A 12534-nucleotide genomic window follows, 5' to 3' on the forward strand; every position below is an offset into this window, starting at 1 on the left:
GCCGCCGGCCCTCCGGGAGAAAGGCCCGCGCGGGATGCAGGTGCGCGCCCGGCATGGCTCGCGGGAGCGGAACGCCGAGGCGCCGCCGTTGGTTTCTGAGACGACAGAGGGGTGTGCGGCCCCGCGGCCGGCACGCCGGGCGGGCTCCGAAAAGAGTTCGAAAAAAATTCGCCGAACCCTGGAACCAATCGTCGGACGGCCGGTTGTACGTGTGACCGGCCGCCATTCCCCCTCCCCCCCCGTGCTCGGCCGGCCATTTAAGGCGTGGTTGACTCCGTCAACCACGCCTTTTCTCTGTTCGGCCCACCGCGCGCCCGGATGCCGGGCGACGGCGGAGGCGACCCGCCCTCCGACGAGAGGCGGCGAGCCGACCGGAGCGGTGGGCGAGGGGGTGGGGCTCATCGCAGGGATCTGTGACCAATTTGTTGTTGTCTGAAGGAGGGATGCGCGGAGCGTGCCGCGGCCCTGTTCGTGACGACGCCGCTCCCGCCGGTTCATAAGATCCTTCGGCCGGTCGCGGTCGGGGCATCGCGATGACGTCGCGACGCCGACGCGCGTGCCGGGGCCGAAAGCATGCCACCCGAGCATGTGGCCCGGCCCCGCGCAAGCGGCTCCCAGAGGTGCTTCTACACCTCGCGTGATACTTGGCGCGGCCAAGTCCAAGGTGCTCCCCGACGAAAAAGGGCGGCCCTGCGGCCGCCCTCCGAACGAGCCGGGACCGGCTGTGCGCTCAGGCCGGGATGCGGCGCTCGCGGCGGGTGGCGTTGCGCTCGAAGAACAGCGCCTGGCTGACCACGGCCGAAACGGTCGCGGGCTGGAACGGCTTGGCGATCAGGAACGCCGGCTCCGGCCGCTGGCCGGTGAGGAAGCGCTCCGGATAGGCCGTGATGAAGATCACCGGCACCTCGAAGGTGTCGAGCAGCTCGTTGACGGCATCGAGGCCGGAGGAGCCGTCGGCGAGCTGGATGTCGGCGAGGATCAGGCCCGGACGCTTCTTCTGGGCGATCTGCACAGCCTCGCTGTGGGTGCGGGCGATGCCGACGACATGGTGGCCGAGGCTCTCGACCAGTCCCTCGAGGTCGAGGGCGATGAAGGTCTCGTCCTCGATGATGAGGACGTCGGTGGCGATCTCGGCGGCGAGCTCGCGGCCGGCCTCCTCGACCAGGCCACGGACCTTCCCCAGGTCGGTGTCGAGGATCGCGGCGGCATCCTCCTCCGAGAAGCCTTCGAGCGAGACGAGCAGGAAGGCTTGGCGCGCCTTCGGCGTGAGCTGGCCGAGCCGGCGCTCGGCCGGGCTGCCGAGATCGGCCAGATCCGAGGTGCCGTTGACCGGCAGCGAGTTCCAGATCGCCGTGAAGCAGCGGAACAACGCGACCTTGGGCGCGTCGGTGTCACCGAGGATCGACGGCTCTCGGATCAGGGCCTCCAGCGTGGCGGCGACATAGGCGTCTCCCGAGGCCTGGCTGCCGGTGAGCGCGCGCGCATACCGGCGCAGATACGGAAGATGATGAGCAACCAATTGCGCCGACGACAAAGTTCGAACTCCCGAAATCGAGGATCAGGGGGGTCCGGCCCTCCCCCGTGTGGACGGCCGGCACGACGAGATGCCAGAGGGAACGCCTCGCCGATATAAAGGTTCCGTAGCCTGGAACTATGGCAGGTTTCCGGAGTTGGTTCAAAGTCGCGGGGTCCGGCGTCCGCCCGGGTGTCAGTTCACCTCGAGGTCCGGGAGATGCCGGTGTGAGGAAGTGATGAAAGAGAGAAAGTCATTGCGGCCGGAAGGAAACGTACAGGTGCGGTCGTCCTCCGCCAGGCTGGACCCGACCTTGAATCGCGAGATCCAGACCAAGATCGGTCAACAGCTCCGTGCCGTGTACGACGACATCGTCGATCAGGGCGTGCCGGACCGCTTCGCGGATCTGCTGCGCAACCTGGACATGCAGAGCACGGGCGCGCAGAGCACGCGCGCGAAGGTGGCCGACAAGGACTCCGGCGAATGAGCCGCGACTCCACGGCCGTGACGTCGCGTGACGACGCATCGGTGCGCGAGGCGATGCTGGCGGCGGTGCCGAGCCTGCGCGCCTTCGCGATCTCGCTCTCGGCCAATGTCGACCGTGCCGACGATCTCGTTCAGGAGACGCTGCTGCGTGCCTGGGCGAATCTCGACTCGTTCGAGCCCGGCACCAACATGTCGGCGTGGCTGTTCACCATCCTGCGCAACCTGTTCCGCTCCGAGTATCGCAAGCGGCGCCGCGAGGTGCCGGATTCGGACGGCGCCTATGCGGACTCGATGAAGACCCAGCCCGAGCAGGCCAGCAAGGTCGAGTTCGAGGAGTTTCGCGAGGCGCTCGGCAAGCTGCCGCCCGACCAGCGCGAAGCCCTCGTCCTGGTCGGCGCCTCCGGCTTTTCCTACGAGGAGGCGGCCGAGATCTGCGGCTGCGCGGTCGGCACCATCAAGAGCCGCGTCAACCGCGCCCGCACCCGCTTGGCGGAGCTGCTCGCCATCGAGAGCATCGAGGACCTCGGCCCCGACCGCGAGCTGCGCGCCGTCTTCACGGCCGGCGGCAGCTGATCGCTGGCAGCGACGGCAGCAGACCCGCTGCGGCTGCAAGTGCGAGAGTGGATTCACCAAGACCGACACACACTCCGTTCATCCCCGCGCAAGCGGGGATCGAGAGCAGCGCGTCCTGACATCTTCGGGTCCAGGGCCGTGACGGGCGACTAGCCCGCCGGCGCGGGCGCGTCGTCCCGGCGCCTCGCCGGTGCCTCACCGGTACCTCGCCGGTGCCTCGCCCGCGTCTCTCCATGCTTCCGCCGCGAATCCGGTCCACCGGGTCGGGCGGCTCGACACGCCTTTCCGGGTTGCGCCATAAAGGAACGGAACCCGCCGACGCGGGCCACCGGTGGAGGACCCCCATGGCCGACCCCGTCAGGACCGAGCATTCCGCCCGTCAAGCGACGCGGACCCGGGCGCTGCTGCGCCAGCCCCTGTTCAGGCTGTTGGCGATCAATCTCGCCATCGGCCTCGTCGTCGCCGTTCTGGCGGTCGCCGGCCTGCTGGCGCTCGACGCGCACCGGTTGCGCTCGCTGATCCTCGGCGACCAGTCGCCCGTGGTGGCGGTCGGCCTCCTGCTGTTCGGCTTCGCCATCACGCTCGGAAGCTGGGTCATGGGCTCGGCGATCATGCGGCTCGGCGACGACGAGAACGACACCGGCCGCTCGGCGGCGGCGCCGGTGACCGACACGGCGGAGCCGGTGCCGGTGCGGATCGGGGCTCAAGCGCGGCGTCGCTGAACCAACGGGACGAACGGGGGCGGGGAATGCGATCGACGGAACGGCCGTGGCGCCGGGTTTTCGGCGGCGGCCGGGCGATGGCGGCGGCGGTCATGATTCTGGCCGCCGTGCTGATCGGCGTGCTCGCGACCGGACCCGACGCGGCCGCGCAGACAGCCGCGCAACCGCAGCAGCAGCAATCCCAGCCGCAGCAGCAGCCGCGCACACCGCCGGCCGCGGCGAAGAAGCCGGCGGCGACGACGGCGCCGGCGCAACCGCCCGCCGCCAAGCCCGAATCGAAGCCCGACACGCCAGCCGCCGCCAGCCTGGAGTCGAACCGGAGCGCCCTCGAGGAGATCGAGAAGGCGCTGGCCGCCGAGACTCACTTCGAGGACACGCTCGCCGAGATGCGCCGGCGGCTGACGCCGATGCGCTCCGACCTGCGCGACACCGCGCAGGCGCTCGAGGACGAGCTCAACCAGGTGACGGCCCAGCTCAAGCAGCTCGGCGACGCTCCCGAGGACGACGAGCCCAAGGAGGACGCCGGCCTCGCCGCGGAGCGCGATAAGCTGGAGAAGCGCCAAAGCGAGGTCGACGCCGGCCTCAAGCAGGCGCGCCTGCTGATCCAGCGCGCCGACGACGCCTCGATCAAGGTGACGGACCTACGCCGCGGCCTGTTCACCAAGGAGCTGCTCGCCCGCAGCCCCGGCCTGTTCAACCGCACCTTCTGGGGCGACCTCTCCGACGGGATCCCATCCGAGACCGGGCGCGTCGTCCAGCTCGTCCGCGCCTGGTGGCTGTACGCCGCCAACGCGGCCGGCCGCGGCAACGTGATCGGCGCGCTGCTGACGCTCGCCGGCTTCGCGCTCGCCGCCGTCCTGCTGTTCCGCTGGCTGCGCCAACGCCTGAGCCAGGAGCGGATGACGGCCCAATTCGGCCGCGCCTTCCAGGCCGTGATGGTGCTCCTCGTGCATGCCGTGGCGATGCCGGGCGCCGTGCTGGTCACCGTGCTGGTGCTGGAGAATTTCGGCCTGATGCCGGCCTGGATCAAGGCGATCGGGGTCGGCCTCGCGCTCGCCGTGCTGGCGGCCAGCACCGGCCGCGCCGTCGCGCTGGCGCTGTTCGCGCCCGGCGAGCCGGGGCGGCGCCTGTTCGCCTGGTCGGACGCCGAGGCGGCGCGTGCCACCCGCCATCTCACCTGGGCGGCCCGCATGCTCGGCCTCGCCGCCTTCCTCAATCTCCTGCACAAGACGACGACGGCGCCGATCGCCCTCACGGTCGCGACCAGCGCCCTGCTGGCGCTCGTCACCGCGGCGATCGCTTTCCATTTCATGTGGCGCACCGCCCGCAGCAGCGTCGTCGACGACGACGCGCCGCCCGGCTCCGCCCAGGGCGGCATCCGGATCCGGGTCGTGCTCGCCGTCTTCGTCGCCGGCATGCTGATTCCGCTGGCCACGGGCTACATCGCACTCGCCGCTTTCGTGGCGAGCCGGCTGGTGATCGTGCTGACGCTCACCGGTGCGCTGGTCATCCTCGACGCCTTCGTCGACGCGCTGTTCGGCCAGGTGCTGTCGAGCTCCAGCGAGCGCGGCCGCGCCGTCGCGGCGCTGCTCGGCCTGTCGCATCGCGGCCTCGATCTCATCTCGACCCTGCTCTCCGGCATCATCCGGGTCGCGCTGCTGGTCGTCGTCATCCTGGCCGTCCTCGGCCCGTGGGGCGTGTTCGCCGACGACGTGCTGAGCCGCGTCGCCGAAGCGGCGTTCGGCTGGCAGGTCGGCGGCGTCACCATCTCGATCCAGACCATCCTGGGCGCCATCGCGATCCTGCTGATCGGCGTGCTGGCGGTGCGCGGCGCCCAGCGCTGGCTGCAGACCAGCTTCCTGCCGCGCACCGCGCTCGATCCCGGCCTGCAGCATTCGATCGCGGCGCTGTTCGGCTATGCCGGCCTGATCGGTGTGCTCGCCGCGGTGCTCGGCGCGATCGGCATCGACCTGCAGAAGATCGCCCTGATCGCCGGCGCGCTGTCGGTCGGCATCGGCTTCGGCCTGCAGTCGATCGTGCAGAACTTCGTCTCCGGCCTGATCCTGCTGGCCGAGCGGCCGATCCGGGTCGGCGACTGGGTGGTGGTCAAGAACGAGGAGGGCTTCGTCCGCAAGATCAGCGTGCGGTCGACCGAGATCGAGACCTTCGACCGCGCCAGCGTGATCATCCCGAACGCCGAGTTCATCACCTCCTCGGTGAAGAACTGGACGCACGCCAACACGCTCGGCCGCGTCACGCTCAAGGTGCGGGTCGCCTACGACTCCGACGTCGCGCAGGTGCGCGACATCCTCGCCGGCTGCGCCCGCGCCCACCCGCTGGTGCTGAAGGCGCCGCCGCCCGGCGTCTATCTGCTCGGCTTCGGCGAGATCGGGCTCGACTTCGAGCTGCGCTGCATCCTCTCGAACGTCGAGAACGGCCTCACGGTGAAGAGCGACCTGCACGTCGCGGTGCTGCAGAAGTTCCGCGAGAACGGCATCAAGATTCCCTACCCGGCGCACGAGGAGCGGGTGCCGGGCCCGCCTCTGCTCGCGCACGAGGCGGCGCTCAAGGAGGCCCCGACGTGACGACCCTCGCCCCTCCCGCCCCTGCCCACGTCCGCTCGTCCGCCCGGTTTCCCCGGCGCACCGCGCTTCTCGCCGTCGGGCTCGGCGCGCTGGCGCTCGCCGGTTGCGCCGGCGACCGCGATCCGCCGTCCGCCGAGCCGAGCTTCTATCAGAACCTCGCCAAGGGCGGGCAGCTCGATCCCGCCGCCGCGGCCTCGATGATCTCGGGCTATCGCCGCAACAACGGGCTTGGCGCCGTGACGCTCGACCCGGCCCTGATGCGGATGGCCGAGGAGCAGGCGCAGGTGATGGCGCAGAGGAACAAGCTCGACCACAGCGTCGGCGGCGACTTCAAGACCCGCATCGCCCGCTCCGGCTTCGACGCCGGCGTCGCGGTGGAGAACATCTCGGCCGGCTATCACACGCTCGCCGAGGCCTTCTCGGGCTGGCGCGATTCGCCGCCCCACCGCGCCAACATGCTGTCCAAGGAGGTGACCCGCATGGGCATCGGCGCCGTCTACGCGCCCGGGACCAAGTACAAGGTCTTTTGGGCCCTGGTGCTGGCCGCCCCCGACAAGCGCGCCGACGCCGGCCCGCCGGGCACCGGCGCCCCGACCGGCGCGGGCGGCCCGCACCGCTGGGGCATGCCGATGCCGCAGCTGACGATCCGGTGAGGCGGCGGCTGCGCACCCCGAGAAACTGCCGATCTCGGTGCGCTGTCCCGGTGTACTGCCTCGTGCCCCGGACAAGGTGCGTCGGGCCGGAGGCCCGATGCGCCGCAGAGCCGGGGCCCAGGGGCCGCACGACGGGCGGCACGGCAGGCGCTTCGCACCGTCGCCCCTGGGTCCCGGTTCGCGGCGCGATGCGCCGCGCCCGGGACACGAGGCCTCTGTCGAGGCAACGCAGCGGAACCGCCAGTTTCTGGGAAGGTGACCGGATATGGCGGCCGTCGCTCAGGCGGCGGCCTCGGCACGGAGCGGTCGGACCTTGATGGCGCGGCTGCGCTTGCGCACCTGCGCGAGATCGTAAGCCATCTGCATGGCGAGCCAGGTGTCGGCCGTGCCGCCGATCGCCTTCTCGAGGCGGAACGCCATCTCGGGCGTCACGGCGCTCGTCCCGCGGATCACCCGATAGAGCTGCTGGCGCGTCACCCCGAGGCCTTCGGCCGCCGCGGCGACGCTCAGCCCCAGAGCCTCGATGTCGTCCTTGATGGATCGACCCGGATGGGGAGGGTTCTTCATCGGCACCGCGCATCTCCGTCAATGATAGTCGAGGAAGTCGACGTCGTAGGCCGTACCGTCCCGGAAGCGAAAGACGATGCGCCAGTTGGCGCGAACCGTGACGGCCCAGAAGCCTTTCAGTTTCCCTTTCAGCGGATGCAGCCGCAGGCTCGGCCGGTCCAGCCCCTCGATGGTCGTCGCCGCGTCGAGAGCCGCCAGGATGTCGCGGATGCGCTCGACCAGCTCCGGCGGCAGCCGGCTCCGGTCGTCGTCCTCGTACAGCTTCTTCAGTCCCTTGTGACGGAAGCTCTCGATCATCGCCACGATTGTAGCGTGTCGCGCGACATGCGTCAAAACGGACGCGAGTGAGTCACCGCCGACGCAAGCGGTCGCGCATCTGCTTCGCGATCGTGATCGCCTGCCGACGCGTTCTTTCCAGCCGACACGCGATTGAAAACGACGTCGGCGCGAAGCCGATCAGGCGGTCGGCGAGCGGGCGGCGGGCGGACCACAGCCGGTCGATCATCGGATGGTTTTCCACCGCGCAGGAATCGACCACCTCGATCGCGGGCGCGGCGAGCAACGCGGCGGAGAGGTCGAGGGTGAGCAGGACGCCGGGCGAGTATTTCTTCAACGTCTCGTCGTAGGCGATCTTCCAGAACCACGCCGCGCGGCCGCAGATCAGCACGACGCCGACGGCGACCGGGCGGCCGTTCAGCATCAGCCGCGCCACCATGGCATCGCTGTCCGGGCGGGCCGCGAGGCCGGCGACGGTGTCGGTCATCAGCGCCTGCTCGGCCGGGCGCGACGCCGCCGCCGTGCCGGCGCGGCCTTTCCACCCTTTCGCCTCCAGCGCGAAGAAGTCGGCGAGCGCGTCGCGTGCCGCCGCGCCGCGCGAGACATCGAACGCGAGGTCGCCCTGCTCGGCGAGCCGCCGGCGCTGGCGGCCGTGCTCCTTGGCCCGCGCATCCACGATCGCGGGCGGCGCGCCGGGGCCGACCGAACGCCGCAGCTCCGCCCGCGCATGCGCCGCGAAGGTCGTCTGCACGGCGCCGAGCCGCGCCACCGCGGTGTCGATCGCCGCCGCGACCGGGCCGTCGGCCGGACAGTACGGCAGCAGCAGCGGCGTGCCGGGATGCGCCTCGCGAAGATGCGCCAGCGCCGCCGTGACGATCCCGTCCGGATCGGCCGGATCGATCAGCGGCGTGCCGAGCGGCGCGAAGGGATGCGTCCAGCCGACCAGCGCGGGCAGCACGCCCCAGCGCGTTCGCGACCGGCGCAGCGGAAGCAGGCCGACGAGCCGGCCCGCCGCGTCGCGCACGACGACCGCACCGACGCCGCCCCCGTGCAGCGCCGCCGCCGCGGCGGCCAAGGCCGGCGTATAAAACACGTTCGGCACGATCGCCCGCGCCGCGAACGCAGCCCACTCGTCGCGGCGATCGAGGAGCGCCGGCAGCGTTCGCCATTCCGTCCGCAACGGCGCGCCGCCCGTCATCGTGATCAGCTCCGTCGGAACCGGACGACGAAGACGTGCAGGCCGAGCTTTCGCTTCACCAGGACGAACAGCATGATCGACTCGACCACCACGGCCGCCGCGGTCGCCCAGCCGGCGCCGAAGATGCCGAAGCGCGGGATCAGCACGACGCAGAGAATCACGTTGACGGCGAGCGCCGAGGCATAGACCACCGCACACAGCGACTGATGGCCCGTCATGTTGAGGAGCCGCTCCGCCGGGCCGACGGCACCGCGTGCCAGAAGGCCGATCATGATGATCAGGATCAGCGGATAGCCGGCGTCGAAGCCGGGACCGAACAGCCGCAGGATCGGCAGCCCGAGCGCCGCCAGCACGGCCCCGAAGGCGAGCGTCGGCCAGAACGTCCAGCGCACCGCGTCGCCGACGAAGCTCTCCAGCTTCTCGCGCTCGCCGGCGACGTGATAGGCGCTGAAGCGGTGCGCCACGGCGGCACCGACCGCGTAGGAGATGAAGTGGACGAGCGACAGCGTCTTGCTGGCCGCGTAGTAGATCGCCACGTCCTGCGGGCCGACATAGAGCTGCAGCACCAGGATGTCGACGTAGAACAGCAGCAGGAAGAAGCCGTCGACGACGAAGATCGGCAGCGACGTCTTCAGCCAGTAGCGCACGTCGTAGCGGCGCGCGCCCGGCGGCACCGCGCCGGCGAAGCGGCGTCCCATCAGCACGGCCTGGACCAGCGTGACGAGCCACATGGCGCCGCACGTCGTGGCGAGCACGGCGACGGCATCCATGGTGCCGCCGGCGACGTGCAGGCCGCCCATCACGACGAGGATCAGCACGGGTTGGACGATGAACAGCGGCACCAGCGCGAGGTCGATCCAGTCGAAGCTGCGCGCCATGCCGTCCTGGACCATGCTCAGCGCGAACGCCGGCAGGGTCGCGGCGGCGATCAGGAACGGCACCAGGAAATGCGCCGGCACGTCGCGGCCGAGCGCCAGGACCACGGCGGCGAGCAGCGCCCCCGCGATCGCGCCCTGTCCGAGGCTCAGGAGGCGGGCGCCGGTCAGGAAGCCGCGCAGGCCGTCGAGGTCGCCGCGATGGCGGTATTCCGGGATGAAGCGCTGCGACCCGTAGGCGAGGCCGAGCGGGGCGAGGGGCCCGAGCACGCTCGCCCAGGCCCACACCGCGACATAGATGCCGAACTCGAAGCGGCCCATCCAGCGGGCCAGCAGGATCTGGCTGACGAACAGGATGCCGGCGCTGGCCACCCGGATCAGGAAGGCCGCCCCGGCGCTGCGCCGCGCCACCGAGCGGTCGCTGTCGTCACTCCGGAACGCCGTGATTCGCGCGGCGATCGGCTCGACGAGCCGCCGGCGCAGCCGGGCGACCGGACCGGGCTCCGGATCGGGACTGGAGCCGCCGTGGTCGGTGTCGCTCGCGGCCACGCGTCCCTCCGCATCCGGGCTGGTGAGGCGGGGAGCCTAGCCCAGGGCTGTTAACGTTCGGTTCGCCGCCGCGCCGACACACCGCGCTCGGCTTGTCCGGCCATCGGAGGAGGCGCGGCCGGCCACCGGCCGTCCGCACGTCCTCCTCGGGCCGAAACGCCGCAATGAACACGATGTGCGCCGCCGGCGCCCGGACAATCGACAGGTCGCAATGCACCAAGCGAATGGTCGGCCGCAACGGCCGATCGGTTCCGGTCAGTTGTCCAGCGCGCCCTCCGCGATCCAGCGCCGGATGGTGTCCCGATCGCAGGTCGACAGCTTCTTCATGCCGTGCGGCATGCGGATCTCGGGCTTCACCCGCCAGTCCAGCAGCGCCATCAGGCTGGAGGCGTCGGGATCGCCCTTCACCACCATGGGCCCGAACTTGGTGCCCTTCATCACGCCCGCATAGGTGCGCAGGTCCAGGCCCGAGGTGTCGAAGCCGGTGCCGCCCGGCTGATGGCACTCGACGCACCGCCCCTTGAAGATCGGGACGACGTCCTCCTTGTAGCTGATCGTCGGCGGACGCTGCTTCTGCTTCGATTTCGCGCTCTGCGCGACGGCGTCGTGGGAGAACGACGCGGCCGCCAGCACGGCGACGACGGCGGTCGAGACCCGCAGCCATCTCGTCATGTTCCTCTCCTCTGTCCAACGTTGTGAAACGCCAGCGCTGTCGGTCGAGGATCCGGACGGGCGGGGGTTCTGTCGTGCCGGACACAGCGGAGGCGACCCCCGCACCGGTGATGCTAGAACTGGAAAAAACAAAAACAATCAGGGAGAGCGCGAAGCCGGGAATTCTCCCGCGGCCGTCCCGGCGAGCGAATCGATCCTGTCGTGGCGCATCGCGGGCCGGTCGCTGCGACGATCCGGCCCCGCGCATGTGACTTGCGTTCCGCGAATCGGCGTGGTGCGCTGGCGCGACCCCCGGATCGAGAGCGGGAGCGCAGCATGAGATACTGGGTCGGTGCCGTGTTCTTCGCCGCCGCGGCGGCGTTTCTGGTGTCCGCGATCCTCCACAAGCGCGGCGTCCTGGCGGCCCGCGCCGCGGCCGCGGCGCGCGGCATCGTGCCGGCCCAGCCCGGAATCCGCTCGGTCGCCGCATTCGGCGAGATCCTGCGGCCCGTGCTCCTGTTCTTCCTCGCCTATGCGGCCGTGAAGTCGGTGGTGCTCTATTTCATGCTGGGCGGCGAGGAGGAGCTCTCCTATTTCGATCTCGCCGGCATCGTCGCGGTGCTGGGCTGCTACGGCATGTTCCTCAGCCACCGCATCACCTACCGGACCAGCGACCTCGCCCTCGCCGAAGCCGCGGCGTCGGCGCCGGAACCGGCCGCTCCGGTCGAAGACGGCACGGCGGGGGCGGCGCGCCTCCCGGCCTATGTCGCAGCGCCGGCCAACGACCCGGGGCCGCCGGCGAGCGACCGCCCACCCGCCCGCGGCGCCGGCTGACCCGGCGGCGCGGCACGGCACGGGCGGATCACGGACAGGAGGGGACCGGCACGCATGGACGGGACAGGCGATTCGAGCACGCTGGTGCTGATCGAGCTCGTGCTGGTGCTCGGCGTGGTGTTCTGGTTCGCGTGGCGCGAGCTCAGGGGGCTGAAGCGCGACACGCCGCGCCCCGGAGCCCCCCGGACGCCCTCCGAGCCCGCCCCCGAGCGGCCCCGCCGCAGGCCTTGAGCCTCGACGCCGTCCAGGTCCGACCGTCTGTCACCCCGGCCCGCCGGCGTCGAGCTTCGGGCGGTGGCCGAAGATCGCCGTCCCGATCCGCACATGGGTGGCGCCGAACCGGATCGCCACGTCGTAGTCGTCGCTCATCCCCATCGACAACAGCTCGAGCCCATTGCGGCGGGCGATCTTCTGCGTGAGGGCGAAATGCGGCGCCGGCGCCTCGTCGAACGGGGGAATGCACATGAGCCCGCCGACCGTCAGCCCGTAGACGTCGCGGCAGGCGGCGATGAAGGCGTCGGCCTCCTCGGGCAGCACCCCGGCCTTCTGCGGCTCGGCGCCGGTGTTGACCTCGACGAACAAGAGCGGCTGGCGGCCGGCGCGCTGCACCTCCTTGGCGAGCGCCGCCGCGAGGCTCGGCCGGTCGAGCGCGTGGACGGCGTCGAACAGCGCCACCGCCTCGCGCGCCTTGTTGGACTGGAGAGGCCCGATCATGTGGAGGGCGACGCCGGGATGCCGCTCGCGCAGCGCCGGCCACTTGGCCTTCGCCTCCTGGACCCGGTTCTCGCCGAACACCCGCTGGCCGGCGGCGATCACCGGCTCGATCGCCTCGGCCGGGAAGGTCTTGCTGACCGCCACCAGGGTCACGGCGCCGGGATCGCGGCCGGCGTCGCGGCAGGCGGCCGCGATCCCGGCCTGCACGGCGGCCAGCCGGTCGGCGGGGGTCGCTTCGGCCTCCGAGGGGCCGGGGGAGCGGGGTTCGGACGGAATCATGAGCAGACGACTCGAATTTTAGCGAACCGGTGAAGGCGAGTTTCACTCCGCCCGGTTAG

The 12534-nt window shown here is 71.1% G+C and carries 13 protein-coding genes and 1 pseudogene; 7 read left to right on the forward strand and 7 right to left on the reverse strand.

What is annotated here, in order from left to right; all coding sequences use genetic code 11:
* Nucleotides 1-730: 730 nt before the first annotated feature.
* Nucleotides 731-1534, reverse strand: coding sequence for a response regulator (locus tag ABTU92_RS10630; RefSeq protein ID WP_408090351.1), 804 nt, complete (start codon nt 1532-1534; stop codon nt 731-733).
* Between the two features lie 217 nt (nt 1535-1751).
* Between ABTU92_RS10630 and ABTU92_RS10635 the strand changes: the two genes are divergently transcribed.
* From ABTU92_RS10635 to ABTU92_RS10655, 5 genes and pseudogenes are all read left to right on the forward strand, one after another.
* Nucleotides 1752-2000 (forward strand): NepR family anti-sigma factor, encoded by a 249-nt coding sequence (locus ABTU92_RS10635; RefSeq protein WP_408090352.1) that lies wholly within the window; start codon nt 1752-1754, stop codon nt 1998-2000.
* On the forward strand, nt 1997-2572 hold the full coding sequence (locus ABTU92_RS10640) for a sigma-70 family RNA polymerase sigma factor (RefSeq protein WP_408090353.1): 576 nt from the start codon (nt 1997-1999) through the stop codon (nt 2570-2572). The genes ABTU92_RS10635 and ABTU92_RS10640 overlap by 4 nt, the downstream gene beginning before the upstream one ends.
* Nucleotides 2573-2916: 344 nt before the next feature.
* A complete protein-coding gene (locus ABTU92_RS10645; protein WP_408090354.1) occupies nt 2917-3294 on the forward strand; it encodes a hypothetical protein in 378 nt (125 codons plus the stop codon).
* 26 nt (nt 3295-3320) lie between these two features.
* On the forward strand, nt 3321-5879 hold the full coding sequence (locus ABTU92_RS10650; RefSeq protein ID WP_408090356.1) for a DUF3772 domain-containing protein: 2559 nt from the start codon (nt 3321-3323) through the stop codon (nt 5877-5879).
* Nucleotides 5880-5968: 89 nt separating this feature from the next.
* Nucleotides 5969-6436: pseudogene (locus ABTU92_RS10655) on the forward strand (CAP domain-containing protein); the annotation flags it as partial.
* Between the two features lie 375 nt (nt 6437-6811).
* On the opposite strand, the gene ABTU92_RS10660 reads toward ABTU92_RS10655, so the two are convergent.
* From ABTU92_RS10660 to ABTU92_RS10680, 5 genes are all read right to left on the reverse strand, one after another.
* Nucleotides 6812-7099 carry a HigA family addiction module antitoxin gene (locus tag ABTU92_RS10660; protein WP_408090357.1) on the reverse strand — a complete coding sequence of 96 codons (288 nt, stop codon included), beginning with the start codon at nt 7097-7099 and terminating at the stop codon, nt 6812-6814.
* Between the two features lie 18 nt (nt 7100-7117).
* Complete coding sequence (locus tag ABTU92_RS10665) at nt 7118-7396, reverse strand: type II toxin-antitoxin system RelE/ParE family toxin (RefSeq protein ID WP_408090359.1); 279 nt, start codon at nt 7394-7396, stop codon at nt 7118-7120.
* 52 nt (nt 7397-7448) lie between these two features.
* Nucleotides 7449-8573 (reverse strand): GNAT family N-acetyltransferase, encoded by a 1125-nt coding sequence (locus tag ABTU92_RS10670; protein ID WP_408090360.1) that lies wholly within the window; start codon nt 8571-8573, stop codon nt 7449-7451.
* Between the two features lie 5 nt (nt 8574-8578).
* Entirely contained in the window at nt 8579-9997 is a 1419-nt protein-coding gene (locus tag ABTU92_RS10675) for a lipopolysaccharide biosynthesis protein (RefSeq protein ID WP_408090362.1), read from the reverse strand.
* 255 nt (nt 9998-10252) lie between these two features.
* Nucleotides 10253-10669, reverse strand: a complete 417-nt coding sequence (locus tag ABTU92_RS10680) for a c-type cytochrome domain-containing protein (protein WP_111357789.1) — start codon at nt 10667-10669, stop codon at nt 10253-10255.
* A gap of 315 nt (nt 10670-10984) precedes the next feature.
* Here ABTU92_RS10680 and ABTU92_RS10685 point away from each other — a divergent pair, with 315 nt between their 5' ends.
* Nucleotides 10985-11482, forward strand: a complete 498-nt coding sequence (locus tag ABTU92_RS10685; RefSeq protein ID WP_408090364.1) for a hypothetical protein — start codon at nt 10985-10987, stop codon at nt 11480-11482.
* A gap of 54 nt (nt 11483-11536) precedes the next feature.
* Complete coding sequence (locus tag ABTU92_RS10690; protein WP_408090365.1) at nt 11537-11713, forward strand: hypothetical protein; 177 nt, start codon at nt 11537-11539, stop codon at nt 11711-11713.
* A gap of 30 nt (nt 11714-11743) precedes the next feature.
* Here the strand turns inward: ABTU92_RS10690 and ABTU92_RS10695 are convergent, their stop codons facing one another.
* Nucleotides 11744-12475: a YggS family pyridoxal phosphate-dependent enzyme gene (locus tag ABTU92_RS10695; protein WP_408090367.1), complete on the reverse strand. Its 732-nt coding sequence runs from the start codon at nt 12473-12475 to the stop codon at nt 11744-11746.
* Between the last annotated feature and the right edge of the window lie 59 nt (nt 12476-12534).

Origin of the sequence: Rhodoplanes sp. SY1 (assembly GCF_046000175.1) — a bacterium.
Lineage (GTDB): Bacteria > Pseudomonadota > Alphaproteobacteria > Rhizobiales > Xanthobacteraceae > Rhodoplanes.